We start from the raw sequence: 22,715 nt of genomic DNA, 5'->3' as shown, positions 1-22,715 counted from the left end.
GCCCGCCGGGAACCGCGGGACAGCCCTCAGGCGAGCGCCCAGGCGACATCCCTCAGCAGGGCATGCCGCCAGCCCGCCCGGTCGTGCTCCGACGGGGACCGGGACACCCGTACGGTCGCCCCGGCCCGTACGGCCAGCTCCTCGGCCAGCTCGCAGTGCGGCAGCATCCTCGTCTCGTGTTCCCCGACGTCGAACGCGACCCGCAGACCGGACAGATCGGGACGCTCCCGCAGGCGGGCGGCGACGGCGCCGCCGACCGGCCCGGCCAGGGGATCGGCCAGTCCCCGGGACTCGGGTGTCCACCAGAAGGACGGCGACTGGCAGGCGACCCGGGACACCAGGTCCGGGAACTCCAGTGCCGCGTACATGGCGCTGAGACCGCCGAGGCTCTGCCCGGCGACCACCAGCCTGTCCGGGTCGGCGGGCACCCCGGACTCCGCGACCAGCGGCAGCAGTTCGTCCCGGACGGCCTCCCAGAACACGGGCTCGCACCCGAACTCGGCGGCCCTGTCCCCGGCCGGGACGAAGACGAGGGTGACCGGCGGCATGTCGCCGCAGGCGACGGCCGAGTCGAACGCGGTCATGGCCGGGTGCAGATACAGCCAGTCGTCCCCGTCGAGGAGGAGGACCACCGGCCCGCCGCCCCCGGCCGGGTGGACGCGCACGGTACGGCGCCCGCCGAGCCGCTCGCCGGCCCAGCGGACGCGGACGCGCGGGACGGGCAGGACGTCGCCGGTGCCGAGGGCGGGCCAGTGCGGCTGGGCCGGGGCGTCCGGAGTCGCGGCGATGGACCGGTCACCGCCCGCCCCGACCGGGTTCAACGGGTCGGCGTACGCCTCGCCGCCCGCCATGACCTGGTACGTGACCCGCAGCCGTGGGGGCATGCGGACCTCGGCGTACCAGCAGTCCGTCCCGCCCCACCGGCGCAGGGGTACGGGCGGCGACCAGCTCTCGAAGCCGATGCTCGCGGGGGACCCGCGCCGGAGGAACAGGGTGACCCAGCCGCCCCCTTCGGCGGGCACCGACGCGGGGGTCCGGGCCGACGCCCAGAACGCGTCGGTCCCCGGTTCGCCGGGCAGCCCGAACGCGGCGAAGGCGTGCTTCCCCTCCGCCCGGAACCCGGAGGCGGGGCCCGTCATCGCAGGCCCGGAAGGCCGTCGCCCACCGTCCACCTGCCCGCACGGGCGGGCACGGCCATGTCGCGGGCCACGGGGGCGCGTTGGATCACCAGGCGCATGGACGTCTCCTTGTGAGGGGAAAAGCGGCAGGCTAAGCTCATCAATTGTTAGGTGAGCCTAACCTAATCAAGGCTGTCCCCGGGCGTGGTTCCGGGATGGCCGCCCCATTCCTTGCCGAGAGCGACGTACACGGAGCTGACGACCTATGAGTACCAACCCTTTTGACGACCCCGAAGGCCGTTTCCTGGTCCTGGTGAACGACGAGGGTCAGCACTCCCTCTGGCCGTCCTTCGCCGAGGTGCCCGGGGGCTGGACGACCGTTCTCGAGGAGAACACCCGTCAGGCGTGCCTGGACTTCGTCGAGACCCACTGGACCGACCTGCGGCCCCGTTCCCTGGCGGAGTCCATGGACGCCTGAGCCGGCCGGGGTGTCCCTCCGGCCGGGCCGCCCGTCCGTGGCCCCGGCCGGAGGGACACCCCCGCGATCCGTCCCCCGACCACCGAACCGACGAAAGGTACGCCTTGTTCACGGCCGCGTCCGCTCCGCCGCCGCACGCACCCCTGTCCCCGCCGCCCCACGTGCGGCGCGCCCGCGAGGAGGACGCCGGCGCCCTCGCCGGCCTCTCCCGGCCCTTCGTGCGCTCCGGGGCCCTGCGGGCGCGCCCGGTCTCCCTCTATGCCACCCGGGCCGGCGACTTCCTCGTGGCGCAGGCGCCCGGAGGCCGTCTCGCCGGCTGCGTGGGGCTGCGGGTGTACCCGTCCGGACCGGGAGAGCGCCCCGGGGCGGCGGGCGTGTTGTACAACTTCTGCGTGGCCGCGCACAGTCAGGGGCGCGGAGTGGGGGCGGCACTCCTGCGTGCGGCCCTGGCCGGCGCGCGCGCCCGGTCGCTGGACGCCCTGTTCACAGCGACGACGGGCCAGGGCGGGCTCTTCCACCGCTACGGGTTCGCCCCCTCGGCCGCTCCCTCGGCGCCCCGGCCCTGGACCGAGTCCCTCGACCCGCGGCGCAACGCCCGCGTTCTCGTCAGACGCCTGTGACCGTCCGGCCGGGGCCTCGAAGCGGCGGCCCCCCGCTGCTGTCGGCCGTCGGGCGCGGGGAAGGGCGCCCGCCCTCCGCGGTCACCCCGTGCCGGGGCCGTGGTCCGCGGCGGTCCCGGCGACCACCGTGGTGCCGTAGCCGGTTTCGTCGAGAACGCCCCGCAGTACCGCGTGAGGCCTGCGGCCGTCGAGTACGCGGGCACTGCGCACGCCGCCGCGGACGGCCCGCAGGCACCCTTCCATCTTCGGCAGCATCCCGCTGGTCAGCTCCGGCAGCATGGCGTCCAGCGCGTCGGCCGTCAGGCGCTCGACGACCTCGGTGCTGTGCGGCCAGTTCGCGTACAGCCCCTCGACGTCGGTGAGCACCACCAGGTGCTCGGCGTCGAGGGCCACGGCCAGGGCCGAGGCCGCGAGATCGGCGTTGACGTTGTAGACCTCTCCGTCCTCGCCGCGGGCCACGGGGGAGACCACCGGGATGTGACCCTGGTCGAGGAGTGTCCGCACCATGTCCGGGTTGACGTCCACGACGTCGCCGACGAGACCGATGTCCACCGGCCGTCCGTCCACCACGGCCGGCCGCCGCACGGCCGTCATCGTGTGCGCGTCCTCACCCGTCATCCCCACCGCGTAGGGGCCGTGGGCGTTGATGTGGCCGACCAGCTCCCGCTGGACCCGGCCGGTCAGCACCATGCGCACCACGTCCATGGTCTCGCGTGTGGTGACCCGCAGGCCCGCCTCGAACCGGGTCTCCAGGCCCAGGCGTTCGAGCATCGCGTTGATCTGCGGACCGCCGCCGTGCACGACGACCGGGCGCAGGCCGGACTGCCGCATCTCCACGACGTCCTGGGCGAAGGCCCGCAGAAGGGTGACGTCCACCATGACGTTGCCGCCGAACTTGACGACGACCGTACCGGCCCGCCGCCGCCCCGGCCGCACGCGTGACCCGCCGGCCGGATCCGCGTCCGCGCGCTCCGTGACGACCGGTCCCATCGCTGCCCCCGCTTCCGGACGAACCGGCCGCAGCACGTCCGCCCTGCCGGTTGAGTTAGCTTAGCCTAACCTAATGCGCCGGATTCGGAGGTGCTCCAGGGCCGGCAGCCCGGCCCCGACACCCCGGGCGGGGCGGGGAACCGCGGATCCCGCGCGCTTCTCCCGTCCGCCGGTCTCCGTGGCCCTGCACGAGGTGCGGGGCAGGCCTCAGTGGAGCCTGGTCGAGTACGTGACGCGTTCGAGGCGGTAGTAGTCGGCCACGCACCCAGCGGGCCAGGGGTTGCGCCCCTGCCGCCCGAACGGCTCCAGCATCCCGCTGACCGTGACCGGCTTGTACGGCAGCACCTCGGCGCCGGCCGCCGAACGCTCGCGCAGCCACCGGTCCTGGTGGTCCCACCGCTGGGCCCGCGCTTCCATGCTGCTCCCGAGGTGGCTGAGCGAGACGGCCGGCCCGACGCACACCAGGAGGCAGAGCGCGGCGCAGAGCGCCGTGGCCGGCCCGGTGTGCCGGGTGCGCAGCCGCAGCGACTGTCCCAGGAGGAAGCCCGCGCCGACGAGCAGGGCGATGTACAGCAGCAGGTAGTCGTTCCAGAGCCGGTTCGTGGTCCCCACACGCGCGCCGAAGGCCGGGTAGGTGATGACCGTGCAGAGGTAGCCGGAGACGAGCAGCGCGAGCACGCCCGTGGCACCGATCAGGAACCGGTGCGCCGGCGCGCCCGGCGGCTGCCCGTCGGAGCGGCGGACGGCCGGGCCCAGCAGGAGCCCGACGGCCAGCGCGCCGAGGTACTGCCAGGTCGAGCCCACTGTGACGATGATCTCTCCGAACCCGCGCAGCGACCCGATGAGCGAGTCGGGGGAGAGCAGGGTGGAGTCCTGCGCACCGTACCGCTCCCGCCGGGCCCGGGAGCCTGGTGAGGTGAGCAGGACGAGCGCCCCGATCCCTGTCCCGGCGATGCCCGCCGCACACCACGCCCAACCGAACCGCCGGGCGCGGGCCGGGAAGACACGGCGGCCGACCAGCATGGTTGCGCACAGGACGACCAGGACGACGACCGCGCTCTCCTCCGACAGGGTGCCGATGAACAGGCCCGCGAGCAGGGCCACCCCCACGGCGGCGATCCGGCCCCGGCGCGAACGGGCCCACAGGAGCGGGAGCAACGCCGCGCAGGCGAGCACAGGAGGCAGGGTGTGGGAGACCGAGGCCGCGGGCCAGTAGAACGTCTTGTAGGTGTTGGTCGTCACGAAGAGGAAGAGCGCGGTGACCACGGACGCGGTCAGCAGGGCCGCGCCACGTGGCCCGGTGAGGCCCGCCCTGCGCAGTGCCGAGGCGGTCACCGCCCAGAGGACACCCAGCGTCAGCGCGCCGGTGACCAGGGCGAACCACTGGTGCCCGGCTACCCCGAACGCCGCGTACGCGCCCACCAGCAGCCCGTTCGCGATCCGGCCGTTGTCCTCCAGGTAGAACGTGCCGACGATACCGGCGATGCCCTCGTCCCGTACGACGGGCAGGAAGCACCAGTCGTCGGCGCCGGGACGGACCCAGCGCCCGAACCAGGAGGCGGCGCCGAGCAGGACGAGGAACGGCACCGCGAGGGCCGGCCTCCAGAGGTCCGTCCACGGCCGTGCGTCCGTACGGCCGCTCCGCGCTCCCGGCGGGAGGCGCTCCTCGTCGCCCCCACGGCCTGCCCCGTCCGGTCGTCCTCGCTTCCGCTTCGGCCGTCCCTGCTCCTCCGGTTGTTCGGGAACGGCTGTTCCCGGGACGCTGCCACCCATGTGCGGGACCGCCTTTCGTCGCGGGAGGGGTTTCGGAGCCGTCGTTCAGATGCTGTCGGACTTGCTCATCGACCGCTCGTTCCGGGCGCCGGCCGGCCGGTCCTGCGGGCCGCCGGCGGCCCGGCCCGACGTGATCGCCCACCGGGCCAGCAGGAAGGAGACCGGGGTGACCAGAACCCCGGCGGCCAGGGCGGCGAGGTTCTTGTCCATGCCGAGTCCGGTGACCGCGAGATAGAGCAGGACGCCCGAGGCCACGAGGTTCACCACGCTGGAGAGGGGATAGCGCACGAAGGCCCGCCAGGTCGGCCTCGTGCCCACGGTGATGTAGGAGTTGAGCAGGAACGAGCCGATGACGCTGACCGTGAAGCCCACCACATGAGCGGCCAGGTACGGCATCCACCGGTTCAGCAGGTAGTAGACGGACAGGTACACCGCCGTGTTCGCGCAGCCGATCAACAGGAACGACGCGAACTGCCGCATGGTGCGCGACCGGCCGGCCGCGCGCTCGCTCAGGACTCCCGGTGCGGCCGGCTCGGGTCCGGCCGGCAGCGTACGGCACGTCTCACTGGTCTCCCGCACCACGTACGGCGGGCGGTGTTTCGCCTCGTGGTAGATACGGCCGACGTATTCGCCGATGACGCCGAGCGTCATCAGCTGAATTCCGCTCAGCGCCACGACTGCGGTGAGGAGGGTGGCGTAACCAGGTGTCTCGGCGCCGTTCAGCGCGACGTTCACGACCGTCCACAGCGCGTAGGCGAGGGCGGAGAAGAAGACCCAGAAGCCGGTGTAGATGGCAAGACGCAACGGGCGGTTGTTGAAGGAGAGCAATCCGTCGATGCCGTAGTTCAGCAGTCTTCTGCTGCCCCACTTCGACTGCCCGGCCGCGCGCTCGCCGTTGCGGTACCGGAAGCTGACGGTGTCGAAGCCGATCCAGGAGAAGATCCCCTTCGAGAAGCGGTTGCTCTCCGGCAGCAGGAGCACGCTGTCCACAGCCCGCCGCGACAGCAGCCGGAAGTCCCCGGAACCGTCGATCACCTCCACGTCCATGCAGCGGCGGACCAGGGCGTAGTAGGTGTGGGTGAGGGCGTTGCGCAGTACCCCGTCGCCCCGCCGGTCGCGCCGGGGAATCACCTGGTCGTATCCGTGCCGGTGCAGTTCCAGCATGCGGGGGATGAGCTCGGGCGGATGCTGGAGGTCCGCGTCCATGAGCACCACCGCGGCCCCCCTGGACATACGGAGTCCGGCCAGCATGGCGGCCTCCTTGCCGAAGTTCCGGCTGAATGCGGTGTACCGGACGCGTTCGTCCGCTGCCGCGAAACCGTGCAGCAGCAGCCGTGTCCCGTCGCTGCTGCCGTCGTCCACGTAGCAGATCTCCAGCCCGTCCCCGAGGGGTTCGAGGACGGAGAGCAGCGTGGCGTGAAAGGTCTCGATCGCCTCGGCCTCGTTGAAACACGGCACTACGACCGACAGCTGAAAGGCAGTCATTCCACGCTCTCCGACATCGGCTGACGCCCGTCCCTGGTGACCGGCAGCGCCCCGGCCCCCCCGGACCCCCATCGGACCGCGTGGTCCCGTTCCGCGCCCCCGACCACTGTGCGGGGCTCCGCCTGTCCGTACCGCTACCTCGGATGCCGGACGCGGAAAACGTCCCTCCTTTTCATGCGAACAGCGCACACGCGTGCCCTGGCGTGCGCCGTCGTCCTCCCGGGCCGGCGGACCGCCGTGGCGCGCCGGTCGTTGTTCATCGGTCACCATCCGGTCGGCGAGGGGACCGGTGGCGGTTCCGGTGATCCGCCGGGCGACGCATCCCACGGACTCGGCGAGCGGCGCGCAGCGAGCGGCGAGCGGCGTCCCGCGGGGGCCGCGGTCACGGTGGCATGGGAGGGCCGCCGGCATTCCCTGCGAGGCGGGCCCGCCCGGGATCGGCTGCCGGGTGACTGAGGAGCGAGCGCCGTGCCGACCGGGGAGGTGTCCCGTGGTGATCCTGATCGCGTGGGCGTGGGCGTGTTCGTTCCGGGGGCGGGCTCCGGCACAGCTTCGACGGTGAGGGGCTCGACGACGCGCTGCTTGCCGCGGGCCACGGTCAGGCCGTACGTTCCCGGCGCCGTGCCGTGCGGCACCCGGACGCCCACGGAGCGGGTCACCGGCTGGTCCCGGTCGGCGACCGGGAGGTAGGCCGAGAAGACCTTGTCCGTCAGGACGATCGGCGCGTCGGCGGGCCGGCGTGGCGTCGGCGAAGACGGGCTCGTTCCCCGTGTTGGTCATGCTGACCGGCGAGGCGCTGAGCCCGTCGAGCAGCCCGCGCTCCTGAGGGAAGCCGAGGTCCGGGGCCTTGCGTGCGCCGTGCCCCGGAGGCCTGCCGGCCCGCCGCACGGCCCTGCCGGCCGGGCTCCGCCGCCCTGCCGGGCCCAGGGAGCCCAAGTCGTGCTCCGGACCGGCCGGAGGCGGGGTGGAAGGCAACGCACCGGGGCCGGCCCCGCCATCGCGGCAGTCCGCCGACTGCGGGGTCGTCGGGGAGACGCACCGGCCCCGGGGCCCAGGTGGTCAGAGCTGGAACTCCTCAGGGGAGAGGTTCAGCGCCATGCACGCCTCCCCGAGGACAGCGTGCTCGGCCGGTGAGAAGTCCCCGTCGGCCCCGGCGATGACGATGCCGGTCTGGATCACCGCCCGTGCCTCCGCGGGCTTCTTGACGGTCTTCGCGATGTCCTGCATCGCCTCGGCCTTCCCCTGCGGGAAGGTGCGCGTCAGCGCGTCCACGTGCTTGTTGAAGCGCTGCGTCAACTGCTCGGGCGGGAAGTTCCGCAGCACGTCGTTGCTGAGGATCATCGATTCCACGTGCTGCCGCTCGGCCGGGTCCACGTGCCCGTCGGCCGCCGCGACCAGCGCGCACATCGCCATGCTCGCGTCCCGGTACGCGCCGCTCTTCAGCTCGGTCTTGAGGGAACCGAGCTGTGTCTTCAACGTGCTGACGAGCTGGGCGCGCGAACCACCGCCCGATCCGGTGCGTCCGCTCCGCCCGCTCCCGCCCTGGGAGGACTGCTGCAGCGTTCTGGCCTGGTCCTTGAGCCGGTCCCACACCGCCATGTGACGTCACCTCGGTAGTCGTCCGATACATCGGTCGCGGTCCGCGCGAGTCCGCGCGTACCCACCGGGCCAACGACCGACCACGGGTAAAGGTTCCGCAAAGCCGCAGCTCGTCGTCCCGCCTCGACCGGCGGCTCAGAGCCCTGCAGGCGCGCTGCTGCTGTACACCGAACGCACTCCTCCGCCCGCACAGCGCGGGGCACGGTGGGCGAACCCGGCGACGTGTTCTGCGAAGAACCGCTCATCGACCGGGAGCCACGGCGCCGACCGCATCGCCCTCCCCGTCCTGCGTCCCACGCCCCCGCCCTGACGGTGACGGCCGCAGGCGAGGACACAGGGCGCCCGGCCTCCGTCAGCGCAGTGCTTCGGGCAGCGGCTCCCGGTGGACGATGCCGAGACGCTGGGTGGCCCGGGTCAGCGCCACGTACAGGTCGCTGGTCCCGTACCGGCCCGGCTCCACGACGAGCACGTTGTCGAACTCCAGCCCCTTGGCCTCGCGCGGGTCGAGCAGCACCACCGGAAGGGTGAGGTCGGGCGCGGCCCCGGCCGTGACGCCAGGCAGCGGGGCGGCGATCTCCTCGTGCAGAGCGCGCGGTGCGATCACCGCGAGGCGCCCCTCCCCGGGCGTCAGCTCCTCGACGGCGCGCGCCACCGCGCCCGCCAGGTCCGCCCCCGCGTCCCGGGTCCACGGCACCTCACCGGTGGACCGCACCGAGCCCGGCGGCTCGAAGGAGGGGTCGGCGGCCCGGACGACCTTCGCGGCCAGTTCCATGATCTCGGCAGGGGTACGGTAGTTGACCCCGAGCCTCACGTGCTCGAAACGGTCACCGACGTACGGCTCCAGGATGCGCTCCCACGAGCCGACACCGGCCTCCTCGGAGGTCTGCGCGGGGTCGCCGACCAGGGTCAGCGACCGGGTGGGTGACCGGCGCATCAGCAGCCGCCAGGCCATCGGGGACAGCTCCTGGGCCTCGTCGACGATGATGTGCCCGAAGGCCCACGTCCGGTCGGCGGCGGCGCGCTCGGCCGCGCTGCGGTGATCGGGCTCCCCGTGCCACTCCGCCATCCGCTCCGCGTCGACGATGTCGTGGGCGGACAGGATCTCGGACTCCTCGTCCTCGAACTCGTACGTCTGCGACCCGCGCGACAGCTCCAGCACCCCCTGCGCGTAAGCGATCCGCTCCTGGCGCTCGGCCTCGGCGGCCGCCCGTCCGGCACTGTCGTCGACGCCGAGCAGTTCGGCCACCTCGTCGAGCAGCGGCACGTCGGCGGGGGTCCACTGCGTGTCCCCGGACGGGCGCCGGATCGCGTCGGCGTCCTCCTCCGGTACGTACACGGGCTCGGCCAGGTAGTCGCCGAGGAACTCCTCCGCGGTGAGCGTGGGCCACAGGTCGGCGACACAGGCGTGCACCTCCTCGCTCGCGGCGACGGCCTTGCCGAGCTGGGCGATGTCGTCGGGGCCGAGGAAGTTGGGGCCCCCGTACGGGTCGGCCCCGATGCGGTCGGCGAGCTGCGCGGTGAGGGCGTCGACGACGTGGAAGGCGAAGTACGGGCGGGCGAGATTGTGCGGCAGGTGCGTGTCGCGGGCCGCCTGCCGGGCCTCGTAGGCGATCTCCCAGTCCAGGACGAGGTCCCCGTCGTCGTGCGGGACGACCAGCGGGGCACCGGGCTCGGGCAGCCGCTGCCGGTCGCGTACGGCGAGGGCGAGGGCCTCCGCCATGTGCGCACCGCCCTTGACGGCGGCGGCGCGGGGCGTGTCCGTACCGCGGGCGTGGACCCCGGGGAAGAGCTCGGCCTGGGTGGCCAGCATGACGCCGGTCTCGCCGAGCGCCGGCAGCACCTCGCCGATGTAGCGCAGGAAGGCCGGGTTGGGGCCCACCACCAGGACGGCACGCTTGGCCAGCAGTTCACGGTGCTCGTAGAGCAGGTAGGCGGCCCGGTGCAGTGCCACGGCCGTCTTGCCCGTGCCGGGGCCGCCCTCCACGACGAGCACACCGCGGTGCGGGGCGCGGATGAGGCGGTCCTGCTCCGCCTGGATGGTGCGCACGATGTCGCTCATGCGGCCCGTGCGGGCGGCGCCGAGCGCGGCGAGCAGGACGGCGTCGCCGCTCGGGTCCTCGAAACCGCTGCGCTCGCGGTCTCCGAGGTCGAGGATCTCGTCGTGCAACTCGGTCACCCGGCGGCCCTCGGTGGTGATGTGCCGACGCCGGCGCAGCCCCATGGGCGTGTATCCGGTCGCGAGGTAGAAGGGGCGGGCGACCGGTGCCCGCCAGTCGATCAGAAGAGGCGTGTGCTCGGTGCCTTCCTCCCGAATTCCGACCCGGCCGATATGGTGTGCGGTGCCGTCGGAGAGGTCGATCCGGCCGAAACACAGTGAGCCGTCCACCGCATTCAGCGCGGCCAGCAGCCCCGACCGTTCGGCGACGAGCACATCGCGTTCCAGGCGCGCCTGGGAACCGGTCCCGACCGGTGTCAACGCGTCCTCCACCTGCTGCGCGGCAGTACCGCGCAGCACGTCCACACGGTCGTGGAGCCGCCGGACGAATTCCTGCTCCGCCTGCAGTTCGGCATTTTCGCGGGTTGACAAAGTGGCTCCCTGCCCGATATGGTGAACCTTGTTGGCCCCCGTCACGGGGGTTTCTTTGTGTGCGCACAGAAACAACAAATATACGCGAGGATATCCCCGACCCGCACGTGCGGGCCGGGGATTTCCGCTGTCCGGCGCGGCCGCGCGACGCCGATCGCCGGGTGGCGCGCCGGGCGAACGAGTGAAAGGCTCCGCTCCGTGGACCGTGATCAGGTGGGCAAGCAGCTGCTGGACGGTCTGACCGTCGACGCGAGCAGGCCGGAGCAGCCGATCCTGCTCGACGAGGCGGGCGAACCGATCAAGACCTGGCGTGAGAACTATCCGTACGAACGCAAGGTCAGCCGCAGGGAGTACGAGCGGGTCAAGCGCGTGCTCCAGATCGAGATGCTCAAGCTGCAGCGCTGGACGAAGGACACCGGCGCGCGGATCGTCGTGGTGTGCGAGGGGCGGGACGCGGCCGGGAAGGGTGGCACCATCCAGCGCTTCACGGAACGCCTCAACCCGCGCGGCGCCCGCATCGTCGCCCTGGACAAGCCCACGGACCGTGAGCGTGGCCAGTGGTACTTCCAGCGTTACGTGGCCCATCTTCCGGCGCCGGGCGAGATCGTCTTCTTCGACCGCTCCTGGTACAACCGGGCAGGCGTCGAACGTGTGATGGGGTTCTGCACCCAGGCCGAGTACGAACTGTTCCTCCGTCAGGCGCCGGACTTCGAGCAGATGCTCGTCGACGACGGCATCATCCTGGTGAAGTTCTGGTTCTCCGTCTCCAAGGCCGAGCAGCGCACGCGCTTCGCCATCCGCCAGGTCGATCCCGTACGCCAGTGGAAACTCTCGCCGACCGACATCGACTCCCTCGACCGCTGGGACGCCTACACCACGGCGAAGATCGACATGTTCCGCGCCACCGACACCCAGCACGCGCCGTGGACGGTGGTGAAGAGCAACGACAAACGCCGCGCCCGTCTGGAAGCGATGCGCAGCATCCTCGCCCGGATCGACTATGCGGCGAAGGACCCGGACGCCGTCGGCAGGCCGGACCCGCTGATCGTCGGGGCCGCCGCCACGCTGTTGGAGCCGGGTGAGGAGGACACGGCGCTCTCGCCGACCCGCCTCGCCTCCCATGCCGAGGGTCCGGGCGAGCACCCCTGAGGCTGCGACCGCGAGAGCGCCCGGTGGCCGTTCGGCCACCGGGCGCTCTCGTGCCGGGGGTGGGGGACAGGCGGCGACGCCGTCGGTACCCCGTGGCGTGCGGGACGCCGGACCGGGTCAGTCGGTGCCGAACTCCATCGCGGCGCGGTCGAGCATCTGGTCGGCGTCGCCCTCGGCCGGGCCGCGGGAGGCGATGACCTCGGCGCCGCCTTCGGGCATCTCGCCGATCAGCTTCGTCGAGTCGGTCTGGGCGGCACCGAGAAGCGCCGCGTGGGTGGTGCCGACGATCCCGAGACCGGCGTACTGCTCCAGCTTCGCGCGGGAGTCGGCGATGTCGAGGTTGCGCATGGTGAGCTGGCCGATCCGGTCGACCGGGCCGAAGGCCGAGTTGTCGGTGCGCTCCATGGACAGCTTGTCCGGGTGGTAGCTGAACGCCGGGCCGGAGGTGTTCATGACCGAGTAGTCCTCACCGCGCCGCAGCCGCAGCGTCACCTCTCCGGTGACGGCCGCGCCCACCCACCGCTGCAGCGACTCGCGGACCATCAGGGCCTGCGGGTCGAGCCAGCGGCCCTCGTACATGAGCCGGCCGAGGCGCCGGCCCTCGTTGTGGTACTGCGCGACCGTGTCCTCGTTGTGGATCGCGTTGACCAGGCGCTCGTACACGGCGTGCAGGAGTGCCATGCCCGGGGCCTCGTAGATGCCGCGGCTCTTCGCCTCGATGATCCTGTTCTCGATCTGGTCGGACATGCCCATGCCGTGCCGGCCGCCGATGGCGTTGGCCTCCATCACCAGGTCGACCGGCGAGGCGAACTCCTTGCCGTTGATCGTGACCGGGCGGCCCTGCTCGAAGCCGATCGTCACGTCCTCGGCGGCGATCTCGACCGAGGGGTCCCAGAACCGCACTCCCATGATCGGGTCGACCGTCTCGACACCGGTGTCGAGGTGCTCCAGCGTCTTCGCCTCGTGGGTGGCGCCCCAGATGTTGGCGTCGGTGGAGTACGCCTTCTCGGTGCTGTCCCGGTAGGGGAGGCCGTGGGCGAGCAGCCACTCCGACATCTCCTTGCGGCCACCGAGTTCGGAGACGAAGTCGGCGTCGAGCCACGGCTTGTAGATGCGCAGGTGCGGGTTGGCGAGCAGCCCGTAGCGGTAGAACCGCTCGATGTCGTTGCCCTTGAACGTCGATCCGTCACCCCAGATCTGCACGTCGTCCTCGAGCATGGCCCGCACCAGCAGGGTGCCCGTGACGGCCCGGCCCAGCGGGGTCGTGTTGAAGTACGCGCGTCCGCCCGAGCGGATGTGGAACGCGCCGCAGGTGAGCGCCGCCAGGCCTTCCTCGACGAGCGCCGTGCGGCAGTCGACCAGACGCGCGATCTCGGCGCCGTACGCCGTGGCGCGGCCGGGCACCGACGCGATGTCGGGCTCGTCGTACTGGCCGATGTCGGCGGTGTAGGTGCACGGGACGGCACCCTTGTCGCGCATCCACGCGACCGCGACGGAGGTGTCGAGGCCGCCGGAGAAAGCGATGCCGACGCGCTCGCCGGTGGGCAGGGAGGTGAGAACCTTAGACATAGGAAGAGTATGCGCCAGATCGCATGATCATGCAAAGTCGCCCGGTGTGGCGGCGTGGGCTGGCGGGCCTCCGCGGGCGGGGCCGCACGGGGTAGGAAGGTCATATGCAGACTTTTCTCCCCTTCGCGTCCTTCGCGGAATCGGCGGTGACCCTGGACCCGCGACGGCTCGGCAAACAGCGGGTGGAAGCGCTCCAGGTGCTGCGCGGGCTGACCGTCCCGGGCTACGGCTGGCGCCGGCACCCGGCCGTGCGCATGTGGACCGGCTACGAGGAAGCGCTCGTACGGTACGGGCTGGACATCTGCGCGGCGTGGACGGGGGAGGGGCGCTCCGACACATGCGCCGCCACCCTGACCCGGGACTACGGCGCCTGGCGCCCGGGTGCGGCCGTCCGGAGCCAGGACGAGCTGGCCGCGGCGGGGGAGCTCCCGTCCTGGCTCGGCGTCCCGGAGTTCCATCGCAGTCACCGGTCGGCGCTGCTGCGGAAGGACCCGGACTTCTACCGCGGCCGCTTTCCCGACGTACCCGACGACATGCCCTACGTCTGGCCCGGATCGGACCGCGACCCCGAACAGAGGCCGGGCTGATCCACCCCGTACTCGAGAACACGCTCCCTCGCGCCGGAGATCCCCGTCGGACCCGCTGAAGGGACGCCGCCGGGCGGGGCCCGGGGGATCCCCGCCGCGGCCCGCCCTCCCCGGGCATGCCGCGGAGCCCGGGTCGTCACCGGGCCCCGCGGCATCGACGTATCGGTCCCCAAGGGTTGCCCGGGGCCTGCTTGCGGGCCTCGCCGGCCAGCTGCTGTCCGGACTCGCGGGCCTGGTCGGTGACCTGTCCGGCCTGGCCCGCCCCTCGTCGCGGGGGGTGCGGGCGGCGTCCGCCGTGGTCTCCTCCACCTGCTCCGCCGCCTGCCTGGCAGCCCCGGTGGCGTCCTCCCTCACGTTCGGCGCGGATTCGGCGGCGGCCTGCTTGACCGGCTCGATCGCTCCGCTCGCCTGCTCGGAGAGCCGGCCCGCCGCCTGCTCCTCGGCGTCGGACCCCGGAAGGAGGGAGGCCGCCAGCAGTCCCGCGCCGGAGGCGATCAGCCCGGCGGCCAGGGGATTGCCCTCGGTCCGGCGTACCGCCTCCCGGGGGCCTGCTTCACCGCCTCGCCCAGCTGCCCGGCGCCCTCCGGTACGGCGTGTGCCGCCTGCCGTGTCCGGCCGGCGGCGTGGCCGCCCGTGTCCGAGGCGGCGCCCATGACCCTGTGCGCAGTCGGCCCGCCGCCGTCCGTGGATGCGGCCGCCTTGCCCGGACGGCCGACGACGAGTCCGGCCGGTACCGCCCCGCCCAGGAAGGCGGCGGGCCGACGGCGGCCGAAGTCCTGCAGATCGCCCAGCATGCCGTCGAGGCGGTGGGCGGCGAGGTAGTCCGCGGCCCGGTGGCCCTGGTCCGCGGTGCGGGCCGTGAGGCTGCGGGCCGGGGAATCTCCCGGCGCCCCCCTCGCCAGTCCTTCGAGGTCGTCGGCCCACTGCCGTACCGCTCCGGCCAGGCGTTCGGTCTGCCCCTGGCCCTCGTCCCTCAGGCGCTGCCTGAGACCGTGGACCGTGCTGCCGGCCTGCCGACGCGCCTCACCGGCCACCGCCCTGGCCTGTTCGGCGGCGGTCCCGGCCACTTCGCCGGCCGCCTGGCCGGCCTGGGAGGTTGCCGGGACCGACGGCGCGACCCCGGAGCACAGGCGACCGCGCCGCGCGTGGACGCCACCGGTCCGGCTCGGGCGTCGCGGGTCAGTGGGCGACGGCGGAGTCCTGGCCGAGCCGGTCGAGGAGACCGGCCCGGTGGAGGACCGCTATCGGCTGCAGAAGGTCGGGGTGGCGCAGCAGGGCCGCCGCCTGGAGGTCATGGACGTCGGGCGAGACCAGGCGCCGGAAGTCCACCGGCCCGCCGGCCGTGTGCTCGCCGTCGGCCAGCGCCGCCACCGCGGCCTCGGCCAGCGCCGGACGGGCGAGCAGGCAGGCGGCCCAGCTGGCCACGACCTCGTCCACCCACGAACACCACGGGTGGACCACTTCCGAGCCCGACGCGCCCGCCACCCGGTCGAGCCGGGCCGAGCCGCCCGGCCCGGCCATGGCGACCAGAGCGGCGTCCATCGCGCTCGGGTAGCGCAGCCAGGCTGCGACCGTGACGGCCTGCCGCGCCTGCGCCTCCGACAGTGCCGAGGAGAAGGCGCCGCCTGCCGGGTAGGCGCGCGTGAGCCACTGCGCGGTCGCGGAAATCAGCGGAGAGAGATCAACGTGCACTGCCGGCCACCCGTAGTCGCCACGGAATCGGAGGTGCCGACGCTACGCCCGGGGTCTTCGTACCCCGCATGACGCACACCACAGACGGGTCGTGTCATCCGCCACTGCGGGACCGGGGTGCGGGCCGGGCGTGCCTGGGCTGTGCCGAGGTGGGGGGACGGCGGCGACGCCGCGCGGCCGTACGCGGACCCTGCCGGCGGAACACCGGCCGGCAGGGCCGCGAGCGGGCTCAGAGAGCGGGCGCCGGGTAGGTGGGGTACTCGACACCCGAGACGTGCTGGACGACACGGATGACCTGGCAGGAGTAGCCGAACTCGTTGTCGTACCAGAGGTAGAGGATCGCGTTGTCGCCCTCGACCTTGGTGGCGCCGGCGTCGACGATCGAGGCGTGGCGCGAGCCGATGAAGTCGCTCGAAACGGCGTCGGGGGCGCTGATGAAGTCGATCTGCCGCTTGAGCGGCGAGGTCAGCGACACGTTGCGGAGGTAGTCGAGGACGTCCTCGCGGGTGGTCTCCCGGCCCAGCTGGAGATTGAGGATCGCGATCGAGACGTCCGGCACGGGAACGCGGATCGAGCTTCCGGTGATCTTCGCGTCGAGGTCGGGCAGCGCCTTCGCGACGGCGGAGGCGGCGCCGGTCTCGGTGATGACCATGTTCAGCGGCGCCGAACGGCCACGGCGGTCGGACGCGTGGTAATTGTCCAGCAGGTTCTGATCGTTGGTGAACGAGTGGACGGTCTCCACGTGGCCCCGCAGGACGCCGTACTCGTCGTCCATCGCCTTCAGCGGCGGCACGATGGCATTGGTCGTGCAGGACGCGCAGGACAGGATCTGCTCGTCCGGCTTGATCGTGTCGTGGTTGACGCCGTGCACGATGTTGGGGACGTCACCCTTGCCCGGCGCGGTCAGCACGACCTTGGCGATCCCGGGGCGCAGGTGCTGGGACAGGCCCTCGCGGTCGCGCCACCTGCCGGTGTTGTCGATGAGGATGGCGTCCTTGATCCCGTGCTCCGTGTAGTCCAGCGAGGCCGGGTCGTCGGAGTAGATCACCTTGATCTCGTTGCCGTTGGCGACGATCCGGCTGTTCGCCTCGTCGACCGTGATCGTGCCCTGGAACTGGCCGTGGATGGAGTCGCGGCGCAGCAGCGAGGCACGCTTGACCAGGTCCTGCCCGGCCGCCCTGCGGACGACGATGGCGCGCAGCCGCAGGCCGTTGCCGGAACCGGCCTTCTCGATCAGCAGCCGGGCGACGAGGCGGCCGATGCGGCCGAATCCGTAGAGCACGACGTCGCGCGGCTCCCGGCGCTCGATCTTGTTGGCGCCCGTGGCGCCGGCGACCGCCTCGGCGGTGAACTCCGCGACGGAGAGGCCGCGGCCGTCGGACCGGTAGGTGGCGGCGAGCATGCCGATGTCGATCTGGGCCGGGCCGAGGTCCAGGGTGGTGAGCGCCTGCAGGAAAGGCAGCGTCTCCGTGACGGAAAGTTCCTCACCGGCTATCTGGCGGGCGAACCGGTGGATCTTCAGGAGGCTGACCACCGACCTGTTCACCAAGGACCGGCTGTGGAGGAGCACCGTGACATCCCGCTCCCGGTGCAGCTTCCCGATGATCGGGATCATCGACTCCGCGATCTCCTCGCGGTTCTTCCAGTTCGTGAACGCGTCTTCGTTGACAGTCACAGGTCCATCTTTCGAGCTAGGCGGTGCTCATATGTTAGCCCCTCGGTATTCCGGTCATTCGAACGGTCCTGCCGAGTGGTTCCCCGGCCGGGCCGAAGACGCCCGGAGCCGGATCCGGAGCCGAGCGGGGGCAGGGGTAACGGGAGTCGGTCGGGCCGAACGGGCAGCTCAGGCTGGCCGGCGCCGGGCCGGGCACGTCAGGCGTGGGACAGTGCGAAGGACACCAGGAAGCCGCTGACGATGATCAGTCCCATGGCGAGGTGCGTCTCCTCGAAGGCCTCGGGAATCATCGTGTCCGCGATCATGGCGAGGATGGCCCCCGCCGCGACGGCGGTGACCGCGGCGATCACGGCCGGTGAGAAACCGCCGACGACGGTGTAGCCGAGGACCGCGGACACGGTGCACGTCGCGGCGATCACCCCCCAGACGCCGAAGACGTACGTCTTGCCGCGGCCGGCCTTCCGCATACCGGCCGCGCTCGACAGCCCCTCCGGCACGTTGCTGATGAACACGGCCGCCACGGTCACCAGGCTCACCGCACCGCCGTCGAGGAGGCTCACCCCGATGACCGCGGACTCCGGCACGCCGTCGAGCAGCGCCCCCAGGGCGAGCGCCAGCCCGGACCCGCCCTGCTCGGCCTCGGACGGCTGAGCCTGCCCGTGCCCCGACCTCTTGCGGTGACGCGCCCCCCGGCGGGCCAGCCACATGTTCCCCGCCGTGTAGGCGACGGCCCCGCCGAGCGTCCCCACGGCGGCGGGCGCCAGCCCCGCCTGGTCGTACGCCTCCCCGACCAGTTCGAAGGAGACGGCGGAGATCAGGACGCCCGCCCCGAAGGCCATGACGGTAGCGATCACCCACTGCGGCACGCGCACGCCGTAACCGGCCGCGGCGCCGAGGAGCAGCGCCGATCCGGCCACCAGCCCCCACAGGCCTGCTTGTGTCACTTCGTTCATGCAGCCTCTGTACCCCGTACGGCCGCGCTCACAGTCCTGCGGCGAACGGCATCTGTCACAGGCTGCGGACACCTGCCCGCGGCCGGCGGGACCCCCTGCCCTGCTGCTCGGGCGCGGAACTCCCCGGGGGCGCGGGCGGGAACGCCCGCCGCCTTCGCAGCTGTTCCGTGGCGTCCGGTGGGATCAGCGCGCCACGTCGGATGTGGTGCGTCGCGCGGTGCGGGGACGTCCGCATTCGGGAGGGAGACGGACGCTCCGGCCACGCGGCGAGGTGCCGTAGCTCTCGGCGCGCGCCCGCCGGGAGTCGCGGCACGGGTCTTCGGCCGGTACGAGGACGGCGGCGGGGCCGGAGCCCGGTGTCAGCGGCTGAGGCGCCGGCGGTTGCCCTTCGACGCCGCCACCAGCTCCGCCACCGTCGCGAACTTCACCCGCGGCCGCCCTTCCAGGCGCCCCCTGGCCAGCTCGGCCCGCTCGATCTCCGCCAGGCCGCGGGCGTCGACGACCGCACGCGTGCGGCGCCGCACCAGCCGCCGGAAGGCCTTCGGCTCGTGCCGGGGGATGGGCAGCGCGCCCTCCACCGCGTCGGCCAGCAGGGTGCCGACGGTCTCGGCGGCGCAGACGCGGTTGGCGCCGATACCACCCGAAGGGCCCCGCTTGATCCATCCCACGACGTACGTACCGGGCCGGCCCGTCACGCGGCCGCCCTCGTGCGGGACGGTGCCCGTCGACTCGTCGAACGGCAGCCCCGCGACCGGTACCCCGCGGTAGCCGACGGCCCGTAGCACCATGCCTGCCGCGATCTCCGGCCCCGTGGGCCCGCCCGTGACCCGTACGGCACGCACACCGCCCTCGCCCAGCAGCTCCACCGCTTCGGAGTGGAAGCGGAACACGATCCGCCGGCCCGGCCCGGGGGCGCGTGACCAGTCCACCTGCTCGCGGGTGACTCCCCGCAGGACCGCCGCCTTGTCGCCCTCGCCGGCCGCGTCGACGGACGCGCCGATCCGCGGGTCGTGGTCGTCGACGACCAGCTCGACGCCGGGCAGGTGCGTGAGGGCCAGCAGTTCGGAGCGGGTGTACGCCGCTTCCTGCGGGCCCCGCCGGCCGAGCACCACCACCTCGCGCACCCCGCCGGAGCGCAGGGCGTCGAGGGCGTGGGCGGCGATGTCGCTGCCGGCCAGCGTGTCCGGGTCCGACACGAGGATGCGGGCCGCGTCCAGGGCGACGTTGCCGTTGCCGACCACGACCACCCGGTCCGTGGACGGAACGACGGTGTCCGGCGGGGTCTCGGGGTGGGCGTTGTACCAGGAGACGAACGTGGTCGCCGAGAGGCTGCCGTCCAGGTCCTCGCCCGGGATGCCGAGCCGGCGCCCGGTGGAGGCGCCGACGGCGTAGACGACCGCGTCGTGGTGCTCGGCGAGTTCCTCCGGCGTGATGTCCCCTCCCACGTCGAGGCCGAGACACATGCGCACGCGCGGGTGGGTGTGGAACCTGGCGAAGGCGTCGCCCGCCTTCTTGGTCGACAGGTGGTCAGGTGCCACGCCGTAGCGTACGAGCCCACCCGCGACGGGCAGCCGGTCGATCAAGGTCACCTCGGCACTGGTGTGCAGCAGCAGGTCCTGGGCCGCGTACATGCCGGCCGGGCCCGTGCCCACCACCGCGACCCGGATCGGCGGGAAGTCGGAGGGGAGGCTGCGGTCGAAGGCCGGTTCGCCCCACGCGTGGAAGTTCGGAGTGTGGTCGGCCGGTGCGGGCTCCCGGCTGGCGAAGTACGCCGCGTTGATGGGCCCGTACTCCCTCTGCGACCCGGACAGACCGTCCACGGGGAAGACCGCGTCGACCGGGCAGGCGTCCGCGCAGGCCCCGCAGTCGATGCAGGACTTCGGGTCGATGTACAGCATCTCCGTGCTCCCGAAGTCCTTCTCCCCGGGCGCCGGATGGATGCAGTTGACGGGGCACACCGCGACGCAGGTGGCGTCGCTGCAGCACGGCTGGGTGATGGCGTAGGTCATGTCGTCCGCTCAGATCAGGTGGGCACGCTTGTAGAAGATCAGCGCCGGCTTGGTGAGCAGGCGGGCCGAGGCGAGGAAGTCCATGAGCCCCGCACAGCTCGAACGCATCATCGACTTGTGGTGCTCGTTGGCCTTCGCCTCGGCGAGGGCCCGTTTCCGGTCGAGTCCGGCCTCGGCGTACACGTTCTTGTTGACCATGCTGGTCACGATGACGTAGGAGGCGATCGCGATGACGAGGGCGTGGATCTGGCGCCGCACCCGGCCGGCCCCGCTCAGGTGCCGGCGCGTCTCGGCGCGGGCGAACTTCATGTGCCGGGACTCCTCGACGACATGGATGTTGTTGATGGTCCGTACGAACGGCACGACCCGCTCGTCGCGCATCCAGTCGCGCTGCATGACGTCGAGGACCTCTTCCGCGACCAGGATGGCCGCGTAGGCCGCCTCGCCGAAGGCGACCGTCTTGAAGACCCGCCCCAGCTCGACCGCGAGCCGGTGCGGCCGGTAGGCGGGCGCACCCAGCTTCTGCGCCCCGCGGGCGAACATGATCGAGTGCCGGCACTCCTCGGCTATCTCGGTCAGCGCCCACTGCACGTCGGCCCCTGTCGGGTCCTTCGCGTAGATGTCGCGGAGCACCATCTGCTGCAGGATCATCTCGAACCAGATGCCCGTGCTGGCCACGGACGCGGCCTCGTGGCGGGTCAGTTCCCTGCGCTGGGCCTCGCTCATCTCCTGCCAGTACGCGGTGCCGTACAGGGTGCTCCACTCGGGGCTGGCGCCGTGGAAGTCCTTGTCCAGCGGAGACTCCCAGTCGACCTCCGTGGCGGGGTCGTACGCCAGCGTCGCCGCCGAGTCGAGCAGGCGGCGGGCCACTTCGTGGTCTTCGGGCCGGTCCTGGGCGTCCGGCCGGACAGTGCTGCTTGCCATGGTGCGGCTCCTCGGTTCGCGTGCGGTTCCTTCGAGCGAATGCGGGGGTGGGACGGTGAGGCGGGCCGGGCGCTCCGGACCGGGCGCCGGGAGGTGTGCGGGCCGCGGTGACACGACCGCCGTCCGCGGAACGCCGTGCGGGAGAGGGTGGTGGTGGTCAGCCCCGGCTGTTCACGCCGTCGCCCACGGTGCCGTGCCGTGCTCGTCCCGCTCTGCCCGCCATGACCGACACCTCCGGTGGACCACTGGGGGCAGCGCCCTGCCCCCGGCTTATTAGACGCAAGGTATAGCAAGGAGGCCGACGGGCCTACCCCTCGGTAGGAATTGCGCGCGATCCTTCGCGGGTTCTCCCCTTTCCTCGTCGGGTCGCCTTCGGGCGCCCGGTCGGCGGGGAGCGGGCCGACGGGCCCACGCCACTCCCGTCCAGCCGTCCCCCAGGGTGCGTGCCACGCGCGCATCATGGCTCGCCGGCGCTCGCGGGGCTGCCCCTCCTGGCCGTCCTCGCGCTCGTCCGGCGCCGGACCGTGCGTGGTGTCACGCACACCGGACTCGCCCGCCAGTAGGGAGCCGGGAGGTGGCGTGCGTACGGACCGCCCTCCGGACGTACGCCACCCGCGTCCCCCGGCGCACCCCCGCCAGGTACGGCCGGGCCCGCTCTGCCATGCTGGTGAAGTGCCGTCGCCGCTCCGTCCGCCCCAGGAGATCACCCCGGACTCGCCCCATCCCGGGCTGAGCCCCCTGATGACCCAGTCCTGGCTGGACCTGGCGTTCCTGCACTGGGCGGCCGACCCCGCCGACGTGGCGCCGCTCCTTCCCGCCGGAACGGTGCCCGACACCCTGGACGGCGTCACCTACGTCGGGCTCGTCGCCTTCCGCATGCACCGGGTCGGCTGGTTCCGGCTCCCCGGCGTCCCCTATCTCGGCACCTTCCCCGAGACGAACGTCCGCCTGTACTCGCGGGACTCCCACGGGCGGCGCGGAGTGGTCTTCCGTTCGCTGGACGCCTCCCGGCTGATACCCGTGGCCGTGGCGCGCACCCTGTTCCGGCTGCCCTACGTGTGGTCCCGCATGTCGATCCGGCACGGCGCCGGCACCGTCACCTACACCAGCAGCCGGCGCCTGCCCGGGCCGCGCGGTGCCCACAGCCGGATCGTGCTGCGGATCGGCGACCCGGTCACCGCCCCCGGCCCGCTCGACCACTTCCTGACCGCCCGCTGGGGCATGCACAGTACTTTCTTCGGGCAGCAGATGTACATGCCGAACACCCACCCCCGCTGGCCCCTGCACCGGGCCCGGCTCCTCGAGTGCGACGAGAACCTGGTCAGCGCCGCGGGCCTCGCCGCACCCGTGGGCGAGCCGGTGAGTGTCCTGTACTCCCCGGGAGTACCCGTACGCTTCGGCCGCCCCGCCCGCCCCGGGGGTATCCCCACCCCGTGACCCCTCGCGCCGGGACGGACCGGCCCCTAGACGTGGGACGCACCGGTTCGCCCGCCGTAGGAGGAGGGTG

Annotated in this window: 18 protein-coding genes; 5 read left to right on the top strand and 13 right to left on the bottom strand. The window is 72.6% G+C overall.

Annotated elements, in window-relative coordinates:
- Positions 1-26: 26 nt before the first annotated feature.
- Positions 27-1,139, bottom strand: a complete 1,113-nt coding sequence (locus tag ACH4VO_RS07340; RefSeq protein WP_360988845.1) for an alpha/beta hydrolase-fold protein — start codon at positions 1,137-1,139, stop codon at positions 27-29.
- Positions 1,140-1,383: 244 nt separating this feature from the next.
- On the opposite strand from ACH4VO_RS07340, the gene ACH4VO_RS07335 reads away from it, so the two are divergent.
- Positions 1,384-1,596 (top strand): MbtH family protein, encoded by a 213-nt coding sequence (locus tag ACH4VO_RS07335; protein ID WP_360988848.1) that lies wholly within the window; start codon positions 1,384-1,386, stop codon positions 1,594-1,596.
- Positions 1,597-1,700: 104 nt separating this feature from the next.
- Positions 1,701-2,216, top strand: coding sequence for a GNAT family N-acetyltransferase (locus ACH4VO_RS07330; RefSeq protein WP_398440889.1), 516 nt, complete (start codon positions 1,701-1,703; stop codon positions 2,214-2,216).
- 81 nt (positions 2,217-2,297) lie between these two features.
- Here ACH4VO_RS07330 and argB read toward each other — a convergent pair whose 3' ends face one another.
- From argB to ACH4VO_RS07305, 5 genes are all read right to left on the bottom strand, one after another.
- The gene (gene argB, locus ACH4VO_RS07325) at positions 2,298-3,095 is read right to left on the bottom strand and encodes an acetylglutamate kinase (protein ID WP_398440903.1); all 798 of its coding nucleotides are present in this window, start codon (positions 3,093-3,095) and stop codon (positions 2,298-2,300) included.
- A gap of 318 nt (positions 3,096-3,413) precedes the next feature.
- Positions 3,414-4,979, bottom strand: a complete 1,566-nt coding sequence (locus tag ACH4VO_RS07320; protein ID WP_360988854.1) for a DUF6056 family protein — start codon at positions 4,977-4,979, stop codon at positions 3,414-3,416.
- Between the two features lie 45 nt (positions 4,980-5,024).
- Positions 5,025-6,464 carry a glycosyltransferase gene (locus ACH4VO_RS07315; RefSeq protein ID WP_360988857.1) on the bottom strand — a complete coding sequence of 480 codons (1,440 nt, stop codon included), beginning with the start codon at positions 6,462-6,464 and terminating at the stop codon, positions 5,025-5,027.
- A gap of 1,059 nt (positions 6,465-7,523) precedes the next feature.
- Complete coding sequence (locus tag ACH4VO_RS07310) at positions 7,524-8,063, bottom strand: tellurite resistance TerB family protein (RefSeq protein ID WP_360988860.1); 540 nt, start codon at positions 8,061-8,063, stop codon at positions 7,524-7,526.
- A gap of 352 nt (positions 8,064-8,415) precedes the next feature.
- Positions 8,416-10,626, bottom strand: a complete 2,211-nt coding sequence (locus tag ACH4VO_RS07305; RefSeq protein ID WP_360989386.1) for a helicase — start codon at positions 10,624-10,626, stop codon at positions 8,416-8,418.
- A gap of 222 nt (positions 10,627-10,848) precedes the next feature.
- Here ACH4VO_RS07305 and ppk2 point away from each other — a divergent pair, with 222 nt between their 5' ends.
- On the top strand, positions 10,849-11,799 hold the full coding sequence (ppk2, locus tag ACH4VO_RS07300; RefSeq protein WP_360988863.1) for a polyphosphate kinase 2: 951 nt from the start codon (positions 10,849-10,851) through the stop codon (positions 11,797-11,799).
- A gap of 117 nt (positions 11,800-11,916) precedes the next feature.
- Here the strand turns inward: ppk2 and argG are convergent, their stop codons facing one another.
- Positions 11,917-13,368, bottom strand: coding sequence for an argininosuccinate synthase (argG, locus tag ACH4VO_RS07295; protein ID WP_360988866.1), 1,452 nt, complete (start codon positions 13,366-13,368; stop codon positions 11,917-11,919).
- Between the two features lie 104 nt (positions 13,369-13,472).
- Here argG and ACH4VO_RS07290 point away from each other — a divergent pair, with 104 nt between their 5' ends.
- Positions 13,473-13,955 carry an MSMEG_6728 family protein gene (locus ACH4VO_RS07290; RefSeq protein WP_360988869.1) on the top strand — a complete coding sequence of 161 codons (483 nt, stop codon included), beginning with the start codon at positions 13,473-13,475 and terminating at the stop codon, positions 13,953-13,955.
- A 494-nt stretch (positions 13,956-14,449) separates the two neighbouring features.
- Here ACH4VO_RS07290 and ACH4VO_RS07285 read toward each other — a convergent pair whose 3' ends face one another.
- The 6 genes from ACH4VO_RS07285 to ACH4VO_RS07260 form a co-directional block, all read right to left on the bottom strand.
- Positions 14,450-15,022 (bottom strand): hypothetical protein, encoded by a 573-nt coding sequence (locus ACH4VO_RS07285; protein ID WP_360988871.1) that lies wholly within the window; start codon positions 15,020-15,022, stop codon positions 14,450-14,452.
- 112 nt (positions 15,023-15,134) lie between these two features.
- Positions 15,135-15,647 carry a hypothetical protein gene (locus ACH4VO_RS07280; RefSeq protein ID WP_360988874.1) on the bottom strand — a complete coding sequence of 171 codons (513 nt, stop codon included), beginning with the start codon at positions 15,645-15,647 and terminating at the stop codon, positions 15,135-15,137.
- A gap of 229 nt (positions 15,648-15,876) precedes the next feature.
- Positions 15,877-17,322, bottom strand: coding sequence for a glyceraldehyde-3-phosphate dehydrogenase (locus ACH4VO_RS07275; RefSeq protein WP_360988877.1), 1,446 nt, complete (start codon positions 17,320-17,322; stop codon positions 15,877-15,879).
- Positions 17,323-17,519: 197 nt separating this feature from the next.
- Entirely contained in the window at positions 17,520-18,275 is a 756-nt protein-coding gene (locus ACH4VO_RS07270; protein WP_360988880.1) for a ZIP family zinc transporter, read from the bottom strand.
- 359 nt (positions 18,276-18,634) lie between these two features.
- Positions 18,635-20,284 (bottom strand): FAD-dependent oxidoreductase, encoded by a 1,650-nt coding sequence (locus ACH4VO_RS07265; protein WP_360988883.1) that lies wholly within the window; start codon positions 20,282-20,284, stop codon positions 18,635-18,637.
- A gap of 9 nt (positions 20,285-20,293) precedes the next feature.
- Positions 20,294-21,208, bottom strand: a complete 915-nt coding sequence (locus ACH4VO_RS07260) for a diiron oxygenase (RefSeq protein WP_360988886.1) — start codon at positions 21,206-21,208, stop codon at positions 20,294-20,296.
- A gap of 672 nt (positions 21,209-21,880) precedes the next feature.
- On the opposite strand from ACH4VO_RS07260, the gene ACH4VO_RS07255 reads away from it, so the two are divergent.
- Positions 21,881-22,645, top strand: coding sequence for a DUF2071 domain-containing protein (locus tag ACH4VO_RS07255; protein ID WP_360988889.1), 765 nt, complete (start codon positions 21,881-21,883; stop codon positions 22,643-22,645).
- The last annotated feature ends 70 nt before the right edge of the window (positions 22,646-22,715 follow it).

The organism is Streptomyces sp. NPDC020780 (assembly GCF_044334475.1).
In the GTDB taxonomy this organism is placed as follows: domain Bacteria; phylum Actinomycetota; class Actinomycetes; order Streptomycetales; family Streptomycetaceae; genus Streptomyces.
The sequence above is the reverse complement of the archived record's forward strand: the minus strand, read 5'-3'. Positions and strand labels throughout refer to the sequence as shown.

Coding starts and splice junctions, on each gene's coding strand:
- ACH4VO_RS07340 (WP_360988845.1), bottom strand. CDS start 1,139: ATGACGGGCCCCGCCTCCGGGTTCCGGGCGGAGGGGAAGCACGCCTTC.
- ACH4VO_RS07335 (WP_360988848.1), top strand. CDS start 1,384: ATGAGTACCAACCCTTTTGACGACCCCGAAGGCCGTTTCCTGGTCCTG.
- argB (WP_398440903.1), bottom strand. CDS start 3,095: ATGGTGGACGTCACCCTTCTGCGGGCCTTCGCCCAGGACGTCGTGGAG.
- ACH4VO_RS07320 (WP_360988854.1), bottom strand. CDS start 4,979: ATGGGTGGCAGCGTCCCGGGAACAGCCGTTCCCGAACAACCGGAGGAG.
- ACH4VO_RS07315 (WP_360988857.1), bottom strand. CDS start 6,464: ATGACTGCCTTTCAGCTGTCGGTCGTAGTGCCGTGTTTCAACGAGGCC.
- ACH4VO_RS07310 (WP_360988860.1), bottom strand. CDS start 8,063: ATGGCGGTGTGGGACCGGCTCAAGGACCAGGCCAGAACGCTGCAGCAG.
- argG (WP_360988866.1), bottom strand. CDS start 13,368: ATGTCTAAGGTTCTCACCTCCCTGCCCACCGGCGAGCGCGTCGGCATC.
- ACH4VO_RS07290 (WP_360988869.1), top strand. CDS start 13,473: ATGCAGACTTTTCTCCCCTTCGCGTCCTTCGCGGAATCGGCGGTGACC.
- ACH4VO_RS07270 (WP_360988880.1), bottom strand. CDS start 18,275: ATGAACGAAGTGACACAAGCAGGCCTGTGGGGGCTGGTGGCCGGATCG.
- ACH4VO_RS07265 (WP_360988883.1), bottom strand. CDS start 20,284: ATGACCTACGCCATCACCCAGCCGTGCTGCAGCGACGCCACCTGCGTC.
- ACH4VO_RS07260 (WP_360988886.1), bottom strand. CDS start 21,208: ATGGCAAGCAGCACTGTCCGGCCGGACGCCCAGGACCGGCCCGAAGAC.